20 protein-coding genes are annotated in these 24,214 nt (G+C 71.6%); 13 read left to right on the top strand and 7 right to left on the bottom strand.

Annotated features, from left to right (window positions below):
- Positions 1–8: 8 nt before the first annotated feature.
- On the bottom strand, positions 9–440 hold the full coding sequence (locus tag ACI2K4_RS05030) for a hypothetical protein (protein ID WP_404508858.1): 432 nt from the start codon (positions 438–440) through the stop codon (positions 9–11).
- Between the two features lie 199 nt (positions 441–639).
- On the opposite strand from ACI2K4_RS05030, the gene ACI2K4_RS05025 reads away from it, so the two are divergent.
- Both ACI2K4_RS05025 and ACI2K4_RS05020 read left to right on the top strand, forming a co-directional pair.
- Positions 640–861 (top strand): hypothetical protein, encoded by a 222-nt coding sequence (locus tag ACI2K4_RS05025; protein ID WP_404508856.1) that lies wholly within the window; start codon positions 640–642, stop codon positions 859–861.
- A gap of 233 nt (positions 862–1,094) precedes the next feature.
- Positions 1,095–2,042, top strand: coding sequence for an aldo/keto reductase (locus ACI2K4_RS05020; protein ID WP_404508854.1), 948 nt, complete (start codon positions 1,095–1,097; stop codon positions 2,040–2,042).
- Between the two features lie 70 nt (positions 2,043–2,112).
- Here the strand turns inward: ACI2K4_RS05020 and ACI2K4_RS05015 are convergent, their stop codons facing one another.
- Positions 2,113–3,789, bottom strand: coding sequence for a heme peroxidase family protein (locus tag ACI2K4_RS05015; protein WP_404508852.1), 1,677 nt, complete (start codon positions 3,787–3,789; stop codon positions 2,113–2,115).
- Between the two features lie 326 nt (positions 3,790–4,115).
- Positions 4,116–4,304 carry a DUF397 domain-containing protein gene (locus ACI2K4_RS05010; RefSeq protein WP_404508851.1) on the bottom strand — a complete coding sequence of 63 codons (189 nt, stop codon included), beginning with the start codon at positions 4,302–4,304 and terminating at the stop codon, positions 4,116–4,118.
- A 228-nt stretch (positions 4,305–4,532) separates the two neighbouring features.
- On the opposite strand from ACI2K4_RS05010, the gene ACI2K4_RS05005 reads away from it, so the two are divergent.
- Positions 4,533–7,358, top strand: a complete 2,826-nt coding sequence (locus tag ACI2K4_RS05005; protein ID WP_404508849.1) for an FtsX-like permease family protein — start codon at positions 4,533–4,535, stop codon at positions 7,356–7,358.
- Between the two features lie 6 nt (positions 7,359–7,364).
- On the opposite strand, the gene ACI2K4_RS05000 is transcribed toward ACI2K4_RS05005, so the two are convergent.
- Complete coding sequence (locus ACI2K4_RS05000) at positions 7,365–8,609, bottom strand: alanine racemase (RefSeq protein WP_404508847.1); 1,245 nt, start codon at positions 8,607–8,609, stop codon at positions 7,365–7,367.
- Positions 8,610–8,760: 151 nt separating this feature from the next.
- Here ACI2K4_RS05000 and ACI2K4_RS04995 point away from each other — a divergent pair, with 151 nt between their 5' ends.
- The 8 genes from ACI2K4_RS04995 (at position 8,761) to ACI2K4_RS04960 (ending at position 18,129) form a co-directional block, all read left to right on the top strand.
- Positions 8,761–10,071, top strand: a complete 1,311-nt coding sequence (locus tag ACI2K4_RS04995) for a transcriptional regulator (protein WP_404508845.1) — start codon at positions 8,761–8,763, stop codon at positions 10,069–10,071.
- A complete protein-coding gene (locus ACI2K4_RS04990; RefSeq protein WP_404508843.1) occupies positions 10,068–11,348 on the top strand; it encodes an amidohydrolase/deacetylase family metallohydrolase in 1,281 nt (426 codons plus the stop codon). Before ACI2K4_RS04995 ends, ACI2K4_RS04990 begins: the two co-directional genes overlap by 4 nt.
- Before the next feature lie 3 nt (positions 11,349–11,351).
- Complete coding sequence (locus ACI2K4_RS04985; RefSeq protein WP_404508841.1) at positions 11,352–11,732, top strand: RidA family protein; 381 nt, start codon at positions 11,352–11,354, stop codon at positions 11,730–11,732.
- Between the two features lie 184 nt (positions 11,733–11,916).
- Entirely contained in the window at positions 11,917–13,203 is a 1,287-nt protein-coding gene (locus ACI2K4_RS04980) for an extracellular solute-binding protein (protein ID WP_404508839.1), read from the top strand.
- Positions 13,204–13,214: 11 nt separating this feature from the next.
- Positions 13,215–14,099, top strand: coding sequence for a carbohydrate ABC transporter permease (locus ACI2K4_RS04975; RefSeq protein WP_404508837.1), 885 nt, complete (start codon positions 13,215–13,217; stop codon positions 14,097–14,099).
- Positions 14,099–14,932, top strand: coding sequence for a carbohydrate ABC transporter permease (locus ACI2K4_RS04970; RefSeq protein WP_404509193.1), 834 nt, complete (start codon positions 14,099–14,101; stop codon positions 14,930–14,932). The genes ACI2K4_RS04975 and ACI2K4_RS04970 overlap by 1 nt, the downstream gene beginning before the upstream one ends.
- Complete coding sequence (locus ACI2K4_RS04965) at positions 14,932–16,593, top strand: beta-N-acetylhexosaminidase (protein ID WP_404508835.1); 1,662 nt, start codon at positions 14,932–14,934, stop codon at positions 16,591–16,593. Before ACI2K4_RS04970 ends, ACI2K4_RS04965 begins: the two co-directional genes overlap by 1 nt.
- Before the next feature lie 153 nt (positions 16,594–16,746).
- The gene (locus tag ACI2K4_RS04960; protein ID WP_404508833.1) at positions 16,747–18,129 is read left to right on the top strand and encodes an MFS transporter; all 1,383 of its coding nucleotides are present in this window, start codon (positions 16,747–16,749) and stop codon (positions 18,127–18,129) included.
- 96 nt (positions 18,130–18,225) lie between these two features.
- On the opposite strand, the gene ACI2K4_RS04955 is transcribed toward ACI2K4_RS04960, so the two are convergent.
- From ACI2K4_RS04955 to ACI2K4_RS04945, 3 genes are all read right to left on the bottom strand, one after another.
- The gene (locus ACI2K4_RS04955) at positions 18,226–20,679 is read right to left on the bottom strand and encodes a M14 family zinc carboxypeptidase (protein ID WP_404508831.1); all 2,454 of its coding nucleotides are present in this window, start codon (positions 20,677–20,679) and stop codon (positions 18,226–18,228) included.
- A 119-nt stretch (positions 20,680–20,798) separates the two neighbouring features.
- Positions 20,799–20,879, bottom strand: coding sequence for a putative leader peptide (locus ACI2K4_RS04950; protein ID WP_404509192.1), 81 nt, complete (start codon positions 20,877–20,879; stop codon positions 20,799–20,801).
- Positions 20,880–21,098: 219 nt separating this feature from the next.
- A complete protein-coding gene (locus tag ACI2K4_RS04945; RefSeq protein WP_404508830.1) occupies positions 21,099–22,316 on the bottom strand; it encodes a PP2C family protein-serine/threonine phosphatase in 1,218 nt (405 codons plus the stop codon).
- Between the two features lie 244 nt (positions 22,317–22,560).
- Between ACI2K4_RS04945 and ACI2K4_RS04940 the strand changes: the two genes are divergently transcribed.
- Both ACI2K4_RS04940 and ACI2K4_RS04935 read left to right on the top strand, forming a co-directional pair.
- Complete coding sequence (locus ACI2K4_RS04940; protein ID WP_404508828.1) at positions 22,561–23,004, top strand: ATP-binding protein; 444 nt, start codon at positions 22,561–22,563, stop codon at positions 23,002–23,004.
- Between the two features lie 189 nt (positions 23,005–23,193).
- Positions 23,194–24,036, top strand: coding sequence for a glucose 1-dehydrogenase (locus ACI2K4_RS04935; protein WP_404508827.1), 843 nt, complete (start codon positions 23,194–23,196; stop codon positions 24,034–24,036).
- Positions 24,037–24,214 lie beyond the last annotated feature (178 nt).

Genomic DNA, 24,214 nt, shown 5'->3' with positions numbered 1-24,214 from the left:
CGGGGCGGTCAGGAGGCGGGGAAGGCCCGCTGCGCGGTGACCATGCAGTTGGCGAACGGGCTTCCGGTGTCCTCGTGCAGCACCTCGTCACCGACGAGCAGCCGGCAGGTGGCCGTGCCGCCCAGCGGCGCGAGGGCGTTGAGCAGGATCGGCCCCGTCTTCGCCGCCACCTCGACGTCCTGGCTCCACGGGCTCTTGATCGGCGTCTCGTCGCCGGAGAGCGTGTGGTTCTCGTTGTTGTCGTCCGGGCTGCGCCAGGTGATGCCCTCCACCTCGCCGGTGCTGGAGGTGACCTCCATCCGGATCACGCGGTCGTTCCCGCCGAGCAGCGTGACACCCGCCCAGACGGCCAGTCCGACCACAAGGACGGCCGCGACCCCGACCGTGAGCGGGCGGCGGAACCAGGAACGGTCGGTAGGTGTGGCGGTGGCCTCGGTCATGGTGGCAGGCTAACGGATCATCAGGCGGTGGCCGAATCAGCGTGGTCACCGACAGCGCGGCGGCGCGCTCGGCCGGGGGACTCGTGGCACGTTCAGTCCGAAGTGGTTTCCCGGCCACCGGAAGGCAGCGACGGGCCGAGTCGGGACTCGGTCACGTTCGATCCAAATGGCGTTGCACGGCAGGCATATTCTGCTCCCTATGAGTGAACTCGATCAATGGTGGAACGGCCTCAACGAGGACGACCAAGATCTGTTTCTGCGGCACCGGGAAACGTCGCCACTGCCCGCGGAGGTGTGGCAGCGGGCACAGAGCACCGGCCCCGGCCTGAGCATCGTTACCGAGCCGGTGGGCAGCGGCAGCGGAGCCACGGTCAACTGGGTCGGCCCTACCAGCGTGTTCCTCGCCACGAAGGCCGGCTGACCATTCTGCTGGCGGCGAGCACGATTCCTGGTGATCTTTTCGGTGTGCCACCGGCAAGATCCATCCGGGAGTCGTGCTCGCGCGTGGCCAGCCCGTCCGACGCGATACCGGACGGGGACCGGACTTTCCCACGGGGCAACGCGACGATACCGCTGTCGATACGCTGGCTCGACGTCGCCGATCCGGGCGAGACGGGACCATCCGGCATCGCCGGAACGGGGAGGTAAATCTCGATGGTGCGGATCAGGGCGTTCGGTTCGACCGGCTTGCGGGTCAGCGAGATCGGGCTCGGCGCGTGGCAACTCGGCCGCTCGGCGCAGTGGCCCGACGGCCCGGACCGATCGGAGGCGGTACGGATCGTGCACGCCGCGCTCGACGCGGGGATCAACCTCATCGACACCGCCCCCGGTTACGCCGACGGCGAGAGCGAGACCAACATCGGTCGGGCGTTGACCGGCCGTCGCCGTGACGAGACGGTGATCTGCACGAAGGTCGGCTACCACCCCGACGGCAGCGACAACTGGTCGGCCGGGGCGATCGAGGAGTCGATCGAGCGCAGCGCCCGCCGGATGAACGTCGACCACGTCGACATCGTGGTGCTGCACAACCCGCCGCCGGAGATCCTCGACGGCACCCGGTCCGACCACTACCAGGTGTTGCAACGACTCCAGGACAAGGGCACGATCCGGGCGTACGGGTCCTCGGTGGACTGGGCCGCCGACATCGACACCGTCCTGACCACCAGCGACGCGAACGCACTGGAGGTACGTCTCTCCGCGCTGTACCAGGAACCGTGGGACGCGATGGGCCGGGCCCGGGACCGGGGTGTCGGGACGATCGTCAAGGTTCCGCTGGAGTCCGGCTGGCTCTCCGGCCGCTACGACGCGGACAGCGTCTTCACCGACGTACGGGACCGGTGGTCGCGGGCGGACGTGGCGCACCGGGCCGGACTCGTGGACGAGCTGCGGGCGTTGCTGCCCGAGGGGGTCGGCCTGCTCGACGGGGCGCTGCGCTTCCTGCTCGGCTACGACGCGGTCTCCACCGTCATACCGGGCACGAAGTCGGTGGCGCAGTTGCGGGCGAGCATCGCCGCCGCGAGCGGGCCGCTGCCCGAGGAGACGTACGCCGCGATCCGGTCCTGGTACGACACCCGGCTCGCCGCGCAGCCCCTCGACTGGTGAACACGGCCCCGGGCCGGTGGTTCGCCCGCTGGTGCACGAGCGAACCGCCGCCCCGGGGCGGGTGACGGGCTCAGCCGAGCGGGTTGAGCAGTTCCGCCTTGCCCTCGTACGCGAAGAGCAGCAGGTCCACCATCCGGAAGGTGTCCCGGTCCGGCCCCAGGGTCGGGCGCCAACTGGTGTCCCGCAGCATCGAGTTGCGGCTGCCCTGCATGGCCCGGTGGAAGACCTCGGCGACGATCCGCCCGCCGACCCCGTCGAGCCGACCACCGTTGAACTCGGCCTCACGCAGGATGTAGAACCACAGCGGCGTGTTCCGGGCCACCTCGTCCTTCTGCGCGTCGGTCAGCTCGTCGAGCACGGCGCCGTTCTCCCCGTGCAGGATCTCGTCCGGCTTGAGCGGCACCAGGTCGAACAGTTCGGCCATCTGCTGGCCGCTGGCGAGCCGGACCATGACGGCCCGGGTGAGGTTGCGGAAGGCGAGGTTTCGTTCGATCTCGGCGGGCGTCGCGGTCCGCTCGCCGAACGAGCCGAGCGGCAGGTTGCGCAGCGGGTCGACCATCCGGGTGTCCACCCGGCGGGTGAGGTTGAGACCCGGTCCCTCCTCCGGGCGTACCACCAGGTCGTCCCGTCCGGCCTCGGCGAAGTCGTAGAGGCGGCGGAAGTCCGCGATCCAGTTGGTCGGCAGCCGCTCGAACGAACCCGATTCGGGATCGTCGACGGTGCCGTCCGGGGAGAGGTTGCCACTGGTGCCGGAGAACTGGAACAGCAGTTCGAGGGTGCCGGCCGGCAACCCGAACTGACTCTGGGTGTTGAAGAACCGGTTCCACTCGTACACCTCGCGGACCATGCTGTGCCCCAGCCGGTAGGCCGCGACGGAGAACTCGATGGGCATGGTCGGCCGGTCTCCCGGCTGCACCCACCGGCCGCGTCGGCGCTGCTCGTAGCCGGGCGAGACCTCGAAGAAGCGTCGTCCGTTGGTAAAGACGTCGTCCACGATGGCCGGTGCCACGATGCGCGGCAGAAAGTCCGTACGCAGCATCCACTGGTAGTGCTTGACGACCACCGAACGCGCGGTCCGGAACAGCGCCGGCCCGGAGAGTCCGCCGGTGGCCAACTGGTCGACGACCCGGTTGTGGAACCGGATGAAGGCCAGGTGGGTCTGGGCGACCGCGAGGTTCTCGTCGTTGCGGGCGTCCGGGATCAGCGCCGCCTGCCGCTCCCGTTTCGACGACCCGAGTCCGGACCGGGGCAGGTCGAACCCGTCCCGGTCCTGGTTCGTGGTGGCGTCGAGCGGCACCGCGGCGGTGGTGCCGACCCGAAGGTGCAAGCCGTCCTCGGCGTAGAAGACCTTGTCCTTCTTGTCCTGCGGTCCCCGACCGTAGAGCGAGTCGAGGTCGAGCGCGGGCGAGCGCCCCTGGAGCAGGTCATCGACCGAGACGTCCTCGCCGAGCGCGGCGGCGGTCGCGTCCATCGTCAGGTCGTGGTCGACGAACTGCCCGAGATAGGTAAAACCGGCGGGCACGGCCGGTTCCGCGGAGTCGGTGGAGGTGCCCGCGACCATCGCCCGGGCCAGGGCGGCGCGCGCCTCCTCGGTCAGTGCGTCGCCCTGCGGGCCGAGCCGGGAAAACCGGAACTTGCGCAGTTCGGCGGTGGTCGACGGTCGTCGTACGGCGGGCTCGCGCCGGCCCTCGAACGACAGCAGGCCCTCGCCCACGACGAAGTAGTCCTCCCGCATGTGCCGCTTCATCAGTCGATCCTCCCCAGTGTGGACCGGCACAGGGCCCTGGTCGCCCCACGGGGAAAGTCGCGACGGCATCGCCGCGCGATGACGGCGGAACGCGCGTCCGCCCAGTCCGAGCCCCCGTGAACGTCCGCGATCGGCGCGGACCAGCCGACTCGGCTGAACCACCCTGCCGGTCTCAGTCGACTAGATCCCAGCCTGCAACGGGGTGTCCGTACCGTCCATGAAGTGTCACCGATGCGACGGCGCCGATCGTCGCGATGCTCGTCCGACGACAAACCCCGGCCACACCGCGAGATGTGGCCGGGGTTTTCTGTCGTTGCAGGGGTGGGTTACACCTTGACCGACCGGGTGAACCGGCCCCAGGCCGACGGCTCGAACACCAGTGCCGGCCCGGTCGGGTCCTTGCTGTCCCGTACGCCGACGACACCGGGCAGGTTGTCCGCGACCTCCACACAGTTGCCCCCGGTGCTACCGCTCCGGGTGCTCTTGCGCCACCGGGCGCCGGTCAGCTCAGTCATGCTCGCCGCTACCTTCCTTGATCTCTCTGATCAGGGCCGCCGACCGTTGCGGGTCCAGCGCCGCATCCTCAAGCATCGTCCATGCCTGAGCGTACGCGGCGACCTCCTCGTTTCTCGGTGGATCGACGAGCCTCCGGTACGGCGTCGATCGTCGCGATGTGGTGCGAACCTTTCGCCCGCTCCGGCCACTCTCACAGTGGTGGGGCGAGCGGCGCCCCCGCCATGGAGGTGAGCCCGATCCGCGCGCACAACAGCCTGTCCCGTCCAGCCGGTCCACTGCGCCGGGTACGGGCGTTCGCCGGCTACCTCGGCCTGCTCGGCGTACTCGCCCTGGTGGCGGCGGCACTGGTGAGTGGTGTGCCGAGACTGGCGAACGAGTTCACCGACCAGGGTCTGCGGCACGACGTCGGTGAGCTGCTGTATCCGGTACGCGACCTGCGGTTCACGGCCGCCCCGGAGCTAAGCGACATCGATCCGGACGCGGCGGCGGCCACGCTCGACCCGTACCGGGCGTCGCTGCCCGGCCCGTTGCCGGAGCTGGTCGGCCAGGAGTGGTTCGCCGCCCGGGTCGGCCCGGAGCGGGTGGCGGTCTCCGGCGACGCCGCGCCCTTCGACGGCAACTGCCGACCGGAGCTGTCGCTGCGTTTCCAGACCGGCTTGGAGCGGGTGAGCCGGCTGGTGGATGGCCGTTGGCCGGCGTCGCGGGAGGTGGTCGAGACGGTCGTATCGCGGCAGGTCGCGCAGACCCTCGGGATACGGGTCGGCACCGGTCTCGGCATGAGCGCGACCGAGTCCACAGTGGATGGTGCCGCACCCGTGCCGGTTCCGGTGCGGGTCGTCGGGGTCTACGAGCCGGTCGAGCGGTCCGCGCCGTCCTGGGACGAGATGGCGCTCGCGCCCCGGACGTGCACGGTGTTGACCGACGGGGACACGTACCGGGCTGTCCTGCTCACCGACCCGGCCGGGCTCGCGAACGCCGCGCGGCGGACCGGGGTGCTGACGTACGAGTGGCGCTACCGCCTGGACGAGACGAGGCTGCGGGCGGCGGACACCGCCACGGTGACCACGGCGGTGGTGGCTGCGCGGCGCACTCCCCCGGCCGAAGGGCTCGCCCTGCACAGCGGGCTGGATGTCGCGATGCTCACCTTCGATCGGCAGGTGCGCGGGGTGAGGGCGCAGCTCGCCGTGGTGCAGGCGGGTCTGGTCGCCTGCCTGTCCGGTCTGATGCTGCTCGCCGCGCGCCTCGCGGTACGTCGTCGGGCGGACGAATTCGCCCTGCTCCGGGCCAGGGGCGCGGGGTCGGCGACGATCGGTCTGCGGACGCTGGTCGAGTGTCTGGTGGTGGTGCCGGTGGCGGTGGCCGCCGGCTGGCTGCTCGGTTCACTCGTGCCGGGTCGCCCGTCCGGGTGGGAGATGTCGCTGGTGGCAGCCGTGGCACTGGTGGCCACCGTGGCCGCACCGGTGTCGGCGATGGCCGACGGTTGGAGCCCGCGCACCACCGACGGCAGGCGACGCGGCTCCGGCGGGCTCACCCGGCGGCAGGACCTGGTCCGGCCCCGGCCGTCGGTGCGCCGGCTCACCGCCGAGTCGTTGGTGCTGCTGCTCGCCGTCGTCGGCGTGGTCCTGCTCCGTCGGCGTGGTCTGGACTCGTCGGACGGGGTGGACGGGTACCTGGTGTCGGTGCCGGTGCTGCTGGCCGTGGCGGCGGGGTTGCTCACCGTACGGCTGGTGCCGTGGCCGCTGCGGCGGCTGGGCCGGTTCGCGGCCCGGGGCCGGTCGGTGGCGCCCTTTGTCGGGCTGGTCCGGGCCGGACGAGACACGCCGGCCGGGGTGCTTCCGCTCACCGTGCTGGTGGTCGCGGTCGCGACCGGGGTGTTCACCACCGTGGTACGCGACGGCATCGCCGACGCCCGGGACCGCGCCACCGACCAGGAAATAGCCGGGGATGCCCGGCTGACCGGGTTCGCCTTCGCCCCGGCGACCACCGACCGGCTCGCCGCCCTGCCCGGGGTGAGCGCGGTCGCCCCGATGCTGGTCGACTCGGCCGCCCGACTCCACCCCGCCTCCGGCTCCGGCGACGGGTCCGGGTCCGGCGACGGGTCCGGGTCCGGGTCCGGCGGTACGCCGCCCGGTCAGGTGCAGGTGCTGCTGCTGGACGGACCGGCCAGCGCCCGGGTGGACGCGGCGAGCCGGGCCGACCTGCGACTCCCGACCGAACTGGTCCGCGCGGGACGGGTCGACGGCCCGGTGCCGGCGGTGGTGTCCCCGGCGGTGGCGGCGGATGTCGGGGCGGGCGGGAGCGTCGAGCTGCGGGGCCGGCGGTACGCGTTCCGGGTGGCCGGCGTGCTGCCCGCGCACCCGGGCCTGGACCTCGGCACCCGGCGGTTTGTCGTGCTGCCCTGGCAGGCGTTGCCGAGTCCGGTCGACCAGCCGATCGCGCCGAACCGGTTCCTGCTCGCCGGCACCGACCTCACCGCCCCCGCGCTGCGCGAGGTGGCCGACGCCGGGCAGCGTGAGTACCTTGCCGGTGTGCTGGGGCACCCGGTCGGTGACACCGCGCTGGCCGTGCCCGCCGCCGTGACCACCTGGCCGGACCATCGCCGGGCGTTGGAGCGGGCCGGGGTGAACCGGGTGCTCAGCTTCACCTTTGTCGCCGGGGCGGGTGGAGCGGTGGTGCTGGCGCTGCTCGCGGTCGGGTTCGTGGTGCTGGCAGGGGCACCGGCCCGGGGGCGCACGCTGTCCCGGTTACGGACCGTGGGGTTGTCCCGGTGGCAGGGCCGCTGGCTGCTGGTCTACGAGTTGGTGCCGCTGGTGGGGGTGGCCGTACTCGCGGGTGGGGCGGTGGGTGCCCTGTTGCCGGGGCTGCTGGGGTCGGCCCTGGCGCTCTCCGACGTCACCGCCGGGGTGGCCACCCGGGCGTACCCCGATCCGTCGCTGGCGGCCGGCGTGCTGCTGCTGGTACCGGTCGCCCTGCTCGTCGCGTGCCTGGTGGAGGAGGCGGCCAACCGGCGGTTGCGCCTCGGCGCGGTGCTTCGCCTCGGCGAGCAGGGATGACGCGGGTCAGAAGTAGGTACGCAAAATGTCCACGATGGAGTCGTGCTCGTCGACGACCGGGATGGTCCGCCACTTGTCGAACGCGGTGCACGGGTGGGAGATGCCGAAGCAGAGCAGGTCGCCGGGGCTGATCTCGACGCCGGGCGGCACGTGCAGGTAGGTGTGGTGGTCGTTGAGCCGGGTCACCCTGATCCCGTCGGCCGGGTGGACCGCCCCGCCGGCCCGACGCACCCGCAGCGGCAGTGGCAGGCCCTCGTCGTACGGGGCGTCGCGCTTGCCCATGCCGACGATCGCCAGTCCCGGTTCGGGGGTGGAGGTCACCTGGGCCCAGAGCTCCAACGCCGGTTCGAGTTGACCGTCGTCGGGCCGCCGCCGAAACGGTGTGTGTTCGGCGTAGAAGCCGTGGTCGTGGGTGACGTACGCGCCGCTGCGCAGCACCGCCCGCAGGTGGTGACCGGGCAGCCAGTCGCCGCCGAGCCGGTCGGCGACCACGTCGAACCAGGCGCTGCCACCGGCGCTGACGACCACCTCCGACCCGAGCAGCCCCCGGTCGGCGAGTTCGACAACCGCCGCCCTGGTCCGGTCGAGGTACGCGACCACGGACTCGACGTCGCGCAGGCCACCCTCGTACGCGGTCACTCCGTCCAGGCGTACCCGGGGCGCCGCCGCGACCGCCTCGGCGACCTCGACCAGCTCGGCGACGGTCCGGCAGCCGGTACGCCCACCGGGATGGCCGAGTTCGACCAGGACCGGCAGCGGGTGTTGCCCGGGCTGGTCGGCGAGGGCGGCGGTGATCGCCTCCACCCCGGCGACCGAGTCGACGAAGAAGAGCGCCTCGAAGCCGTGCGCGACCTCGTTCGCCAGCCAGCGCAGCGGGACCGGGTCCAGTAGCTGGTTGGCCAGCAGCACCCGGGGTACGCCCAGGGCCCGGCAGGCCAGCAGTTGGTTGGCGGTGGCGACGGTGATCGCCCAGGCACCGGCGGCGAGCTGCCGGGAGAGCAGCGACGGGGCCATGGTGGTCTTGCCGTGCGGGGCGAAGGTCAGGCCGTGCCGGGCGCAGAAGTCGGCCATCGTGGTGAGGTTGTGGTCGAGCGCCGCCTGCCGGGCGACCAGCACCGGCCAGGTGACCGCGCCGCCGAAGAGGTGGTGTCGGGCGGCGACGAACTCGGCGTCGGGCACCGGCGGGTCCGGTTGCCAGAACCCCTTCGCCCGCCAGTCGAGGGTGCCCTCGTCGAACCGGTCCCGGAGCAACGGTCCTCCCCACAGGTTCGGATGTGGCTCGCTGTCGGAGGCAGAGCCTGCCGGATCCTCTCCCCCGCGTCAACGTCTTGACGGAGTGCGGCCGAAGGTCCAGGCTGTCGGGACCCCCGTTCAGCGGACCATTTCCGAACCTGGAGCGCCGATGGTGATCGGTCTCGTCATCCACGCCACGCACCGTGCCGTGTTCGAGGACGCGGCCCGGACGCTGGCCGGGGTGAACCTCGAATGGGTGGTCTACGAGCACGAGGACGAGATCCGGGTACGGGTGGAGAACCTGCTCGCCCGGCAGCGGATCGACGGGCTATTGCTCGGCCCGGTGCCGTACGCGAAGTGCCGCCACCTGCTCCCGGCCGACCTTCCGGTGACGATCCTCCGGTCGGCCGGTCTGGACCTGTCGCTGGCCCTGTTCAAGGCCGCCGCCCGGGGCTGGGGCCCGACCCCGGTCAGTATCGACACCTACGACGCGCAAACGGTGGACGAGGTGGTCCGGGCCCTGGAACTGGACCCGACCCAGGTCAGCTCGCTGCCGTACGACCCGGAGCAGAGCGTGGCGCAGATCGTCGCGTTCCACCGGGAGGCGCTGGCCCGCACCGGCGCCGGGTACGTGATCAGCCTTCGCACGGCGGTCGCCGCGCAGCTCGACCGGGAGACCCGGGTGCTCGGCGGACTGCCCGGCCCGGCCACACTCCGGGCCCAGTTGCACGAACTGGCCCTGCGGGCGCAGTCCAGGCGGGCCAGTGCGCTGCGGTTCGCCGCCGGGGTCTTCCTGGTCGGCCGGGCCGGGCCGGGGCTGGACCTGGACCGGGCCCGGGTGGGGCTGATGAACCTGCTGCTCAACACCCCCGAGTTCGGCGACGCGTGGATCGAGAACCGGGGCCGGCGTGGGGTGGTGGTCTTCGCTCACCAGGCGCTGTTCGAGGCCGCCACCAGCGGTTGGGTGTCGCTGCCGGCGCTGGGCCAGGCGCAGGAGACGCTCGGCGTACGGGTGGCCGCCGGTTTCGGGGTCGGCGCCTCCGCCCGGAGCTGCGTACACCTCGCCGAACGGGCCGCCGACCGGGCCGAGCAGGAGGAGACACCGAGCGCGTACCTGGTCGAGGACGGTGGTCTGATCATCGGCCCGATGGGCCCGGCCGGCGCGGCGGTCGCGTTCACGTACCGGGAGCACGGCGTCGAGTTGGAGCGGCTGGCCGGCGAGGTGGGGCTGAGCGCCGCGACCCTGTCCCGGTTGGCGGCGATCGAACGGGCCCAGATGGGCCGGGCGGTCTCCCCCAGTGACCTGGCGTCCCAGCTCGGCATCACCGACCCGTCCGGCCGGCGGCTGATCCGCAAACTGGGCGACTCCGGACTGGTCGAGGTGGAGGGGAGCACCCAGGTGCATCGCAAGGGTCGGCCGGCGCGGCTGTACCGGTTGCGGATCGGTGCCGCGATCGAACGCCCGGCGGGTGACGCGTGAGCGGGGACCGGCCTTCGGCACGTTGGGACCTGCTGCTCACCGGCGGGGATCTGCTCGACCCGGGCGGTGGGCGGGCCGGACGCCACGACGTGGCCGTACGGGACGGGCGGGTGGCCGAGGTGGGGCCGTCGCTGCCCCGCGCGGCTGCCGCCGAGGTGGTCGACGTGAGCGGGCGGCTGGTCACCCCGGGCCTGGTCGACCTGCACACGCACGTGTACGGCGGGGCGACGTACTGGGGCATCGACCCCGATCCGGTGGCCTGGCACTCCGGCGTGACCACCTGGGTCGACGCGGGTTCGTCCGGGGCGTACTCGTTCCCGGCGTTCGCGGCCACCGCCGCCCGGTACGCGGTGCGCGTACCCGCGCTGCTGAACATCTCCGCGGTCGGGCTGATCGCGCCGGTGGGTGAATCGCGGGAGCTGGCCAACTGCGACGTCGAGCTGGCGGTGACGACCGCGCGGGCGTACCGGGGCCGGATCGTGGGGTTCAAGGTGCGGATGGATCGGCACAACGTCGGGGTCCACGGGGTCGAGCCGCTGCGGCGGGCCGTGGAGGCGGCCGACGCCTGCGGGCTGCCGCTGATGGTCCACATCGGAGCGGCTCCGCCCGCCGTGGCGGACCTGCTGCCGCTGCTGCGCCCGGGCGACCTGATCACACACTGTGCCAGCGGCATCGCCGCCGGTCCGGACGGGTTCGACCCGGCGAGCCGGGAGGCGTACCAGGCCGGGGTGTTGTTCGACGTCGGGCACGGTTCCGGTGGCTTTGCCTTCGACGTGCTGGAGGCGCAGCTCGCCGCCGGCATGCCGCCGCACACGGTCTCCACCGACCTGCACAGCCGGTCGTTGCACGGGCCGGCGTTCGACCTGCCGACGACGATGGCGAAGATGCTGGCCGCCGGCATGGGGCTGGAGCGGGTGGTCGAGGCGACGACGATCGGACCGGCGCGGGCGCTGGGCCTGGCCGGTGGGGTCGGCACCCTGGCGCCGGGCGCCCCGGCGGACATCGCCGTGTTCGCCGTCGAGCACGGCCGGTTCGAGTTGGCCGACGTGCACGGGCAGCGCCGGGCCTCGCCGCTGCGACTGGTCAACGAGACGACCTACCGGGACGGCCGTCCGCTGACGCCCCGACTGCCCGAGCCGGTGCCGTCCTGGATCCCACTGACCGACGCCCAGCGCGGCGCCCTGCGGCGACGCGAAACCGCGGTACGCCGCCTGCTGACCTCGCCACTGGTGGGCCCGGACGGGCTCGCCGAACAGTTTCCCCGACACGGAGGTTGACCCATGCCGAAGAAGATCATCATGGCCGACCAGGCGGCCCCGCCCGGTGGCCCGTACTCGCACGCGGTGGTCGCGGGTGACCACGCGTACCTGGCCGGGGCCTGCCCGGTGCGGCCGGACGGGACCTGGGTCACCGGTGACTTCGCCGAGCAGGCGCGGGCCGCCTTCACCAACCTGGCCCGGGTCGCCGAGGCGGCCGGCGGCGACCTGTCCAAGGCTGTACGGGTCGGGGTCTACCTGCGCGACTTCGCCGACTTCCCGGCGATGAACGAGATCTACGTGGAGTTCTTCGGCACCGAGAACCTGCCGGCCCGTACCACCCTGCCGGTGGCGTTGCAGGGGTTCGACATCGAGATCGACGCGGTGTTGTACCTGGGTGACTAGGGCGCTGGTCCCGCGCCCTCGAGGGTGCCGCCCGGCCTCGCCGGGCGGCACCGTCACCCTGCCCGGATACCGGCTCTCACCTGCGCAAACACGGCTTGACGGGAGACCTCGCGGAGCCCAACCTGGAGGGCATCGATACCGACCTAATTCCGAACCTGGCTCGTTATTGGAGGGAGGAGAGCCCGTGCGCAAACCCCTGGCCCTCGCCGCACTGCTCACACTGGCCCTGACCGCCGGTGCCTGCGCACCGTCGACCGGCACACCCACGGAGAGCGCCGACGACAAGACCGGCACGCTGCGGGTCTGGCTGTTCGACGAGGCGAACCGCGCCGCCAAGGAGGCGGTCGTGAAGGAGGCCGTCGCCGAGTTCACGGCCGCCCACCCCGGGGTCACCGTGGACGTCAGCTACCTGGCGACCGACACCCGGGCGGAGAAGTACAAGGGCGCGTTGAACGACCCGGCCAGCGCGCCGGACGTGACCGAGGTCGGCAACACCGACCTGGCCGGGTTCGTCGCCAACAACGGGATGGCGGATCTCAGCGCCGACCTGAAGAACTGGTCGGAGGCGGGCGACCTGCCGGCCGACCTGGTCAACACGGTGACCGTGGGCGACAAGGCGTTCGGCGTACCGTGGTGGATCGGGGTACGGGCGCTCTACTACCGTACCGACGTCTTCACCGAACTCGGCCTGACGCCACCGACCTCGTACGCCGAACTGGTCACCACCGCGCGGAAGATCCGTGCCGAGCGGAAGGAGATGCTCGGCATCGCCGTCGGCGGCCTGTACGTCTTCGGCGCCCTGCCGTTCGTCTGGGACGCCGGGGGCGACATCGCCACCCGTTCCGGCGACGGCTACACCGCCACCATCGACTCGGCCGCGTCGAAGGCCGGCATCACCGCGTACACGGACCTGTTCGGCGACGACATCTGCCCGGCCCGGCAGTGCGTCGACCTGACCGGTGGCGGCACGGTCGAGGCGTTTGCCGCCGGCCGGGCCGGGATGGGCATCCTGGGCAACTTCAACCGCTCGGCGGTGGAGGCCGGCGCGGTCAAGGGCAAGTACGCGGTGGTGCCGCTGCCCGGGGCGAAGCCGGGTTCGATCGCCCCCGCCTTCGCCGGTGGCAGCAGCCTCGGCGTCTTCCGCTCGACGGCGCACCGGAGCCTGGCGGTCGGGTTCACCGAGTTGCTGGCCAGCCGCAAGTACACCCTCAAGCTCTACGACGCGATGGGCTTCGTGCCCGCGATGAAGTCCGCGCGGACCGAGGTGATCAGCAAGGATCCGCAGCTCAAGCCGTTCATCGACACGATGGAGGCGGGCACCAGGTTCGTACCGGTGGACAAGGCGTGGACCACCATCGACGCCGAGAAGATCCTGCCGAACCTGCTCCAGAAGGTGATCACCAAGCAGGCGACCGTCGACGCGGCGGCGGCCGAGGCGAACACCCGGATCACCGGCGCGTTCGGCAAGTAATGACCACCTCCGTGACGATCCGCCGGCAGCGGCTGACCCCGGTGTGGCTGCTGCTGCCGGCGCTCGCCGTGCTGGTGCCGATGTTCGCCTACCCGCTCTACCAACTCGGCCTGCTCTCCCTCTTCGACTACGGTCAACCGCAGGTGAGCGGGGGCGAGCCGGCCCGGTTCGTCGGGGCCGGCAACTTCCGGGCACTGGCCGACGACCCGACCTTCTGGACGGTGCTCGGTCAGACGGTGGTCTTCGCCACCGGGTGCGTGCTGGTGACGCTCGCCGTCGGCGCGGTGCTGGCGGTGCTGCTGACCCGGGTCGGCCGGGTGGCCCGGGGCGCGCTCTCGTTCGCCGCGCTGACCGCCTGGGCCGCACCGGCGATGACCGGCTCGGTGGTGTGGGCGTTCCTGTTCGACAGCAACCTCGGCATGGTCAACGAGGTGCTCGGGCTCGACGGCTACAACTGGTTCTACCAGCGCGACGTGGCGTTCGCGCTGGTCGGCGCGGTGGTGGTCTGGCACTCGTTCCCGTTCGTCATGATCACCCTGTACGCCGGCATCCAGGCCGTCCCGGCCTCGGTGCTGGAGGCCGCCGCGCTGGACGGGGCGGGCCCGTTCGCGACGTTCCGGCGGGTCACCGCCCCGATCCTGCGACCGCTGATCGTGATCGTGGTGATCCAGTCGATCATCTGGGACTTCAAGGTGTTCACCCAGATCTACGTGATGACCGGTGGCGGCGGCATCGCCGGGCAGAACCTGGTGCTCAACGTGTACGCGTACCAGAAAGCCTTTGCCTCGTCCCAGTACGGCCTCGGCTCGGCGATCGGCATCGTGATGACGGTGATCCTGCTCGTGGTGACGCTGTTCTACCTGCGCGCGCTGCGCCGGAGCGGGGAGGCGCTGTGATCCGCCGACGTGTCGCCGACGCCGTGGCGATCGTGGTCGCGGCCGTGACGGTGTTCCCGATCTACTGGATGGTGCTGTCGGCGCTCAAGCCGACCGGCGAGATCCGGTCCGCCGATCCCCGTCCGTGGACGCTGCACCCGACCCTGGAGCACTTCGGCGCAGCACTCGGGGTCAGCGGCTTCGGCCGCTACTTCCTGAACAGCGCTGTCGTCGCGCTCTGCGTGGTCGCGCTGAGCGCGCTGGTCTCGTTCCTGGCCGCGGTCGCGCTGACCCGTTACCGGTTCCGCACCCGGACCACCATCCTGGTGCTCTTCCTGGTGGCGCAGATGGTGCCGGTGGAGGCGCTGAGCATTCCGCTCTTCTTCCAGATCCGCGACCTGGGCCGGACCGTACCCGGCGTGGGGCTGAACACGCTCGGCGCGCTGGTGCTGGTGCAACTGGCGTTCAGCCTGCCGTTCGCGATCTGGATGCTGCGCGGCTTTGTCGCGGCGGTGCCGCAGGAGGTCGAGGAGGCCGCCACGCTCGACGGCGCCGGGCGCTTCACCATCCTGTGGCGCATCCTGTTCCCGCTGGTGGCACCGGGCCTGGCGGCAACCGGGGTGTTCTCGTTCATCACCGCGTGGAACGACTTCCTGTTCGCCAAGACGTTCATCATCAGCGCGACCGAGAACCAGACCCTGCCGGCCGCGCTGTTGGTCTTCTTCAAGCCGGACGAGAACGACTGGGGCGGGATCATGGCCGCGTCGACCCTGATGACCATCCCGGTGCTGGTCTTCTTCATCCTGGTCCGGCGCCGGCTGGTCTCCGGGCTCGGCGGGGCGGTGAAGGACTGATGCCGCCGCTGCCGATGCCGGTGCTGCCGCTGCCGGTCAGCGCCCGTACCGATGCGGGGTTGTTCGCTCTCGACGGGACGACGACGGTCGGCGCGGAGCCGGCCTGCGCCGGGGTGGCCCGCTGGCTGGCCGGGGCGCTGGCCCAACCCACCGGGCTGCCGCTGACCGCCGCGCCGGTCACCGAGGCCGCCGTCCGGCTCGGCGTCGATCCCGCGCTGCCCGCCGAGGGATACCGACTACGGGTACGTCCGGAGCGGATCACCCTCACCGGCGGCTCCCCCGCCGGGGTCTTCTACGCCGCGCAGACCCTGCGCCAACTCCTGCCACCCGAGGTCTACCGGCGGGCCCCGGTGCGGTCCGGCCCGTGGACCGTGCCGGCGGTGGAGATCGCCGACCAGCCCCGGTTCGGCTGGCGTGGCTGCATGCTCGACGTGGCCCGACACTTCATGCCGGTCGCCGGGGTGCTGCGCCTGGTCGACCTGCTCGCCGCGCACAAACTCAACGTGCTGCACCTGCACCTGACCGACGACCAGGGCTGGCGGGTGCAGATTCGGCGGTACCCCCGGTTGACCGAGGTCGGCGCCTGGCGGCACGAGTCGATGGTCGGCTCCCGCCAGCACGAGCGTTTCGACGGCCGACCGCACGGCGGCTACTACAGTCAGGACGACATCCGGGAGATAGTCGCGTACGCGGCCGAGCGGTTCGTCACCGTCGTACCCGAGATCGACCTGCCCGGCCACACCCAGGCCGCCATCGCGGCGTACCCGTACCTGGGCAACAACCCCGACGAGCCGGTCACCGTGTCGACCCGCTGGGGAGTGTCGCAGCGGGTACTCAACGTCTCGGACGAGACGGTCGACTTCTTCCGGCACGTGCTGGACGAGGTGATGGAGTTGTTCCCGAGCCGACACATCGGCATCGGCGGCGACGAGTGCCGCAAGGACGAATGGCGGGCCAACCCGGCCGCCCAGGACCGCAGGCGTGCGCTCGGCCTGGGTGACGAGGAGGCGTTGCAGGGCTGGTTCGTGGCCCGGTTCCAGGAGCACCTCGCGGCCAACGGCCGGGTCCTGTTCGGCTGGGACGAGATCCTGGAGGGCGACCTGCCGCCCGGTGCGACGGTAGCCGCGTGGCGCGGTCCCGCGCTGGCGGTCGCCGCCGCCCGTGCCGGCCACGACGTCGTCGCCTGCTGGGACAGCTCCGCCTACCTCGACTACCGGCAGTCCGACCACCCGGACGAGCCGATCCCGGTCGGCACCGTGCTCACCGTCGCCGACGTACGCGCCTTCGACCCGGAGCCGCCCGGACTCCCGGCCGAGCTGCGGCATCGGCTGCTCGGCGCCCAGTGCAACATCTGGACCGAACACGCCGACCATCCCCGTACGGTCGACTACCTGGCCTTCCCGAGACTCTGCGCGTTCGCCGAGGTGGCCTGGTCGCCCGGGGGTACGGCGCCCCGGGACGACTTCGACCGGCGGCTCGGCGAGCACCTGCGGCGCCTCGACGCGCTCGGGGTCGAGTACCGCCCGCCCGGCGGGCCACTCCCCTGGCAGCGGCGGCCGGACGCGTCGGGCTGGCCCCGCGAGCGGGCCGACCGGGACGCGGAACTGGCCACCCTCACCCGTACCGTGGTGCCGGTGCCGGACGGCACCGCCGACCGCTGAGGCAGCACCCACCTCCGGTTGACCTCAACGAAAGTTGAGGTTGCCGGCTGGGGTGGGACACCGGCGGGGCGGCGAAACCTCGGGACGACCGGAATTTGTCGGTCCCTACCGTCAGGATGGCGTCGGACGACCGCAGGTTCGCGAAGGAGAGCGATGAGTGCCACCACGGGGGCGACCGGACCGACCTGGCTGCGCGGGCCGCTGCGTCCGTTCCGCAGCGGCCAGTACCGCGTGCTGACCGGGGCGGTGACCATGTCGCTGCTCGCCAACGGTATGTGGCTGATCGCCATCGTCTGGCAGATCATCGCGATGGGCGGCGGCCCCTCGGAGCTCTCCTTCGTCGCCGCTGCCTCGGCGGTCGGGATGCTCGCCACCGCACTGCTCGGCGGCGTGCTCGCCGACCGGATCCCGCAGCGCCGGATCCTGCTGGCCGCCGCCGCGCTCCGGACCGTGGCGATCGCTGTGATCACCGCGCTGGCGCTGACGGGTCTGCTGGAGCTCTGGCACCTCGCGCTGGTGGCGCTGCTGATCGGCGCCGAGAACGGGTTCACCTACCCGGCCTACTCGGCGCTGCTGCCGTCGATCCTGCCGCCCGGGGACCTGATGGCCGCCAACGGGGTGGAGGGGATGCTGCGCCCCACCATCATGCAGGCCGCCGGCCCGGCGCTGGCCAGCGCGATGATCGCGGCCTGGTCCCCCGGCGCCGCGCTGCTCGCGGTCGCGCTGCTGGAGACGGTCGGGGTGGTGTTCCTGCTGGTCCTGCGGCCGACGCCGCTGCGCGGGGACCGCCCGCCGAGCGGTAGTCACCCGGTCCGCTCCACCCTGGTCGACCTGCGCGACGGTTTTGTCTACATGGGACGCACCCCGTGGCTGCTCGCCACCCTGCTGTACGCGTCGGTGCTGATCCTGCTGATCATGGGGCCGATCGAGGTGCTGGTCCCGTTCGCCATCAAGGACCGGGCCGGCGGCGGCCCCGCCGAGCACGCCGTGGTGATGGCGGCCTTCGGGGTCGGTGGCGCGGTCGGCGCGCTGGGCATGGCGTCGCTGCGGATGCCCCGGCGCTACCTGACCATCATGAACCTGTTCTGGGGGCTGGGTTGCCTGCCGCTGGCGGTGGTCGGCTTCGCGTCGCAGGCGTGGTTGATCGCCGTGGCGCTGTTCCTGGTCGGGATCTGCTTCTCCGCGCCGATGGTCATCTGGGGCACCCTGCTGCAACGGCGGGTGCCGCCGCACATGCTCGGCCGGGTCTCCAGCCTGGACTTCTTCGTCTCGCTGGTGTTCATGCCGCTCTCCATGGCGCTCGCCGGCCCGGTCAGCGCGGGGATCGGGCTGGGTGCCACGTTCGCGCTCGCCGGCCTGCTCCCGGCCGCGCTGGCGATCAGCGCGATCGTCCTGGCCAAGATGCCGCAGGACGAGCTGGCCCACCCGCTGGACGTGCTCCCGGACGACGAGCCGCCGGAGCAGACGACCGGGGCCGACGACACCACCGGCATCGACGAGCAGGCCGCGCTCGCGGCCAGCCCCGCCAAGTCCTGACCCGCCCAAAGACAAGTCCTGACCCACCCCGGGACAAAGGACCCGGGTGCCGACCGGCACCCGGGTCCTTTCGTTCGGCTCGACCGGACGGGACGGCTACCGCCGCGCCGCCCAGAGCACCGCCCGGCCGAGCTGCGGTTGCAGCCCCTTCGGGTGGGTGCGGTAGGTCGGGTCCGTGCCGAAGAGCACCACGCCGTTGCCGGCGGCCGACACGCCACGGACGATGCTGGCCTGGTTCGCCGCCGCCGACGGACCGTTGGCGCCCGCCGCGTTCGGCGCCCACCAGCCGGAGAGCAGCGGGTCGGTGCCGTACGACTGCTCGACGGTGACACCGGCACCGAGGTTGGTGAACCAGACCGGCTGGTTGATGAACGAGTGCGGGATCGCACCGGAGGTGACCGGGCCCTGACTGTTGTCGATGTTGACCACACCGCTGGCCAGCGAGGCACCGGCGGTGGCGGTGACGCTCAGCAGCGAGGTGCCGTTGCTGAAGCTCGCGCCGGCCGTGTCCAGACCGACAACACCACCGCCACGGGCGAGGAAGGCGTCCAGCGCGGCCCGGTTCTCCGCTGTCAGGCTCGCCAGGTTGACGTTGCTGGCCACCAGTACCACGTCGACGTCGGCGGTGAGCGTGCCGGCCAGGGTCGCCGCGGTGAGCGTACGCGCCTCGAAGCCGAGGTCCCGCAGCGTGTCGCGCTCCTCGACCGTACCCAGGTAACCGACGACGACCTTGTCCAGCAGCGTTCCCTGCCAACCCGCCGGGGCGGCTTCGAAGGCGACGTCGTGCTTGCGGGACTCGGCCGCGGCGAGCCTGCGGTTGGTCGTGCTGTGCGGGATGGCGACCGAACCGTCGGCCAGCCGGTAGACCTTGACCCCCTGGTCCAGCAGCGCGTTGACCGCGAGCAGGTCGGCCGCGTCCTGGAGGTTCAGGCGCAGGTCGGGGGTGCCGCCGGGGATGGCGCTCTCGGCCTTGCCGTCGTAGACCCGCTCCAGGCCCACCGCCGGCAACTGGTCCCACAGGGTGTCGACGGTGGCGCCCCAGGTGAGCCCCTGGCTCCAGGCGGCGGGTCCGGCGTAGAGGTCGTCCACCCGGTCGGTGATGTCGGCGCCGGGTTCGAGCAGCGAGTTGACCAGGCCGCGCTTGGGCTGGTGCAGGTCGATGACGTACGAGCCGGCGGGGTAGTTCCGGCCGTTGGCGGTGAAGTTCTGCTTCGCCCGCCACACCCGGCCGCCGCTGCCGATCAGCAGGTCGACCAGGCGGGCCGCCGCCGGTGCGGAGTGCTGTCCGGTGCCGGTCGGGATGACGTACGAGCGGGGGAAGGTGGTGTGGTAGTTGTCCTCCGGACCCCAGCCGGGTACGTAGCCGTCCGGGATGTCCCGCAACGGCTCACCGGCCGCGCCCCGGCGGTAGACCTCGGCCTGGTCGAACAGCACCTGGGTCCGGTGGTCCTGGATGTACCGCAACGAGGTCTTGATCGCCACCTCGTGCACGTCGGTGTTGATGGCGGAACGGCGGGCCTTCTCCTCCGGGGTGAGGTTGCCGCGCGGGTTGAGCGGCGCCTCGATCGTGTACGGGATGCTGCTCTGCAGCATCGCGAAGGAGGGTACGTAGATCGGCGGGAAGTCGTCCCACACCCCGGGCTCGTCGTCCCGGAACGGGATCCGTGCCCGTTGGGTCTCGGGGTAGCCCAGGGCGCGCAGGCCCTGCTCGATCGCGAGCGCGTTCGGCAGGCCGTGCTTGATGTAGAGGTCGTACTCGTTGTTGACGTTGTGCGGCGGGGTGCTCGGGTGCAGCAGCGTCGGGTTGACGTAGCCGTGCAGGTCGAGCGTGATGATCGGCCGGGTGTCGACGATCAGCTCACGGATCAGGTTGGTCTCGGGCTGCGACACGATGGTCAGGTCGCGGTTGAGGTCGTAGCCGGCCGCGTTCTGCCGGGTGCCGGCGACCCGGCCGTCCGGGTTGGAGGTGACGTTGAAGACCAGCCGGTTGCGCTGGAGCAGCCGCTCGACCTCGGGGTCGGTGCTGGTGGCGAACTCCTCGATCACCCGCAGGGCGGCGTCGGTGCCCTCCCACTCGTTGCCGTGGATGTTGGCGTTGACGAACAGCGGGGTCTTGTAGCCGGCGATCAGACGCTGGTCCTGCTGTGCCGCCGCGGGTTCGTTCTCGATCCGGCGCCGCCAGTTCTCCTGCCGCCGGGCCTCGTCCTGGGTCTCCGGCGCGGTCACGGTCACCGCGTACAGGTCGTGCCCGCCGGAGGACTTGCCCGCGACCCGGGCCGAGACCCGGTTCGTCGTGGCCTGCAACGCGTTGAGCTTCGGCGCGATCTCGTCGTACGGGATGACGCCGATCGCGATGGAGGCGTCGTTGGGGTTGTCGGGCCAGACGGGCAGGACATTGCGGCTGGGGAACCCGGTGATGCCCCAGAAGTCGACCCCGGACGGGGGCACCGACGGCAGCGCCGAGGCGTTGGCCGGACCGGTCCACGCCATCGTGCCGATCATCGAGACGGCCACCGTGGCGGCGGTGACCCTAGAGAGTCTTCTGACCATGAAGAACGGACCTCCTGTCAAGAGCGGACTGTGCGCGCAGGCGAACGCCACCGCAGGGCCGGAGACCTGAGGCAGAAGGGAAGCGCTGGCCGCGTGCGAAGTGGGAGAGGTGCCCGGCGTCAGATGAAGCGTCGACAGGCGGCGCTGGCGACACGCAGGAGGTCGATGTGACCCCGCTTAGTCAGAAAGGCGCTCCGCACGAAATAGATCTTCGTTCAGTGTCGATGGGCTGTCAACAACCTGCCCGCTTTTCGATCATGAAGGTGGTTCGTCGGGTCCCACACGCTTCGCTCCGGAATGGGCACACGGAGTCGGGACGCCGAATCGGCGCGGCGGCAAGTCGTCGCGGCGGCAAGTGGCGTCCTACTTGGACGGTCGCCGGGCGGACGATCCCGCCGACCGGCCGAACACCTGGCCGACTACCCGGCCGGTGTCTGGCGGCGGATGCCGACCAGGGCGATGTCGTCGGCCGGCCGCTCGGGAGCCAGCGCCGTCATGATCACGGCACAGACGGTCTCGGCGTCGTCCGGCTGGGTGGCGGCCCGAAGCCGGTCAAGGCCGATGTCGATCAGCTCACCGCGCCGCTCGACGAGCCCGTCTGTGTAGCCGACGAGCACCGCGTCCGGCGGGAACGCCACAACAGTGCTGTGCCGCACCTGCACGGCACCGATGCCCAACGGCGGATCGACCGGCAGCGACATCAGCTCGGCCGGGCAGCCGGGACTCGCGGTGACGGGCGGCAGGTGACCGGCGAGCGAGACACGGATCCACTCCCGGTCCGGGCTGATCATCGCGTAGAGCACGGTGGCGAGGTTGCCGGTCTCGAAGTGCTGGATCTTGCGGTCCAGCCGGGTCAGCGCATCGGCCGGGTTGTCACACTCCAGCGCGTACGCGCGCAGCGCGCTGCGCAGCCGCCCCATCACGACCGCCGCCTGCAGACCGTGCCCGGAGACGTCACCGACGACCATGCCGAGCCAACCGCTGGGCAGGGTGAACACGTCGTACCAGTCGCCCCCGATCCCGGCCTCGTGACCCGGCACGTAGCGGGCGGCCAGGTCGACGCCGGGCACCTCCGGCAGCCGGGTGGGCAGCAGGCTGCGCTGGAGGGCCAGCGCCGCAGTACGGTCGATCATGGTGAGGCGGGCCTGACTGGCCAGCCCCGCCCGGTCGGCGACGAGTTGCAGCAGTTGGACGTCGTCCGGGGTGAAGTGACGCGGCTGGAGGGTGCCGACGTGCAGCACCCCGACGAGATCCGGGCCGGCGAGCATCGGCACGCCGAGCAGGCTGCGGATACCGGTGTCGCGCAGGACGGGGCTGACCACGTCGTTCTCGCCGACGTTCTCGATGACGACCGGCTGCCCGGTCCGGGCGACCCGCCCGGCGAACCCGCTCCCGACCGGGATCCGCAGATTGCGACGTATCTCTTCCTCGAGCCCCTTCGCGGCGGTGGCGACCAGGTGCTGTGAGTGCGGGTCGAGCAGCATGATCGCCGCCGTGTCGACCCGCATCAGGTCCCGGACCCGGTCCAGCAGCTCGTCGAGCAGGTCTTCCGTGTCAAGGCGGGACAGCGCCGCGTCGGTCACCGCCTCGATCCGGCGCAACCGCTCGACGTTCTCGTTGTCGTCTGCCTCGATCACGCGTGCAGCCTAGCCCGAGGTTCGTCCGGACCGGCCGTCGGCGGACGTTCCACCAGCACCGATATCATTCCTCTCGGTGTCGCCCACGGCGGTCCCGCGCGGGCCGGCGGGAGTGGGCTCAGCGGTGGCCCGTCGAGCACCCGGCCGACCCGTCCGGCGAAAGCTATGTCTCGGCATGTTTCCGAACCGATCTCGGGGATAGGTTCCATGAGCGTGCGACGTGCAGGAAGGGAGGCCCGCTGACGTGTCCAGGCAACTTCCGAACGAATCGTCACTTGCCGAGACCGCACGACTACTGCTCGTGGTCGAGTTCGACGTGGCGCGCTTCACCGACGTACGGCGCGAGGTGGACTCCCGCAGCCGGGAGTGCCGGATCAGCCCGGAGAAGGCGGACGACTTCGTGGCGGCCGTCAACGAAATCATGATCAACGCCATTCGGCACGGCGGCGGGCGGGGCGAATTGCGCCTGTGGCAGGACGCCCAGCTGACCTGCGAGATCCGTGATCACGGCCCGGGTTTCGCCGCCGACAACTACCTCAACCGCGCGCACCGCCCCTCCCCCTCCGCCGACGGCGGCATGGGTCTGTGGATCGTCCAGACCACCAGCGACACGCTCTCCATCGTCAGCGACCCGACCGGCACGACGGTGGTCATCGGCGCCACCCTCACGCCCATCGACGCGGGCTGAGCCGACGCGGTTCCCGCCCCGGTGCGCCACGGCCAGGCGCGACCCCCGCCCCGGGTGTGCCACGGGCCGGCACGACCGGGAACGGGGTGTCGATCTGGTTTAGGACTCGACAAGTTCGGGCATTTTGCCCTCGTCAGACCGTTTCCGGTCCGGCGTTGTCCTGTCCGCCGAGGAACCGGGAGCAGACCGATGCCCGATCAGTCCGAGCCGCAGCAGCAACCCCCGGGGAGCATCGCGGCGATGCGCCAGAAGCCCGACCACGGGGAGGACTCCTACCGGGGCTCCGGGCGACTGGAGGGCAAGAAGGCGGTCATCACCGGCGGCGACAGTGGCATCGGCCGGGCGGTGGCGATCGCGTACGCGCGCGAGGGCGCCGACGTGCTCATCGCGTACCTGAACGAGCACGACGACGCGACGGAGACCGCGAAGCTCGTCGAACAGGCCGGACGCCGGGCCGTGCTGATCGCCGGGGACGTTGCCGAGGCGGCACACTGCGCGGCGGTCGTCGGCCGGGCGGCCGAGGAGTTCGGGCGGATCGACGTGCTGGTCAACAACGCCGCGTACCAGATGACGCACAAGACCATCGAGGAGATCACCGACGAGGAGTGGCAGTACACCTTCGACGTCAACATCACCGCCATGTTCCGGCTGGTCCGGGCGGCGCTCCCGCACCTCGGCCCGGGGGCGTCGATCATCAACACCAGCTCGATCAACTCGGACATGCCGCGTCCCACGCTGCTGCCGTACGCGACCACCAAGGGCGCGATCGCGAACTTCACCGCCGGCCTGGCCCAGATGCTCGGGGAACGGGGCATCCGGGTGAACAGTGTCGCGCCCGGCCCGATCTGGACCCCGCTGATCCCCTCCACCATGCCGCCGGAGCAGGTGGAGCAGTTCGGTGCGAACACCCCGCTGGGCCGTCCCGGACAGCCGGCCGAGGTGGCGCCCGCGTACGTGCTGCTCGCCTCCGACGAGGGCAGCTACATGTCCGGCGCGATCGTCCCGGTGACCGGCGGCAAACCGATCCTCTGACCCGCCCCGCCCACCCCGGCTGGCAACCCGTCCCGACGGGGCGGAGTTTCCAGGAGGGTGAAAGCTGGCGACAACGAGGGGCAAGGCGGGCCCGGGTACCAGCGGCGGCACGGCCGCCGGACCGGGCGCCTGCGGGGCGAGGCGCCGACACCGAACGACCGACCGGAGAACCGGTCCC

It is taken from the genome of Micromonospora sp. NPDC050397 (genome assembly GCF_044901685.1).
Lineage (GTDB): Bacteria > Actinomycetota > Actinomycetes > Mycobacteriales > Micromonosporaceae > Micromonospora_G.
This window is presented reverse-complemented; position numbering and strand designations above follow the sequence as displayed.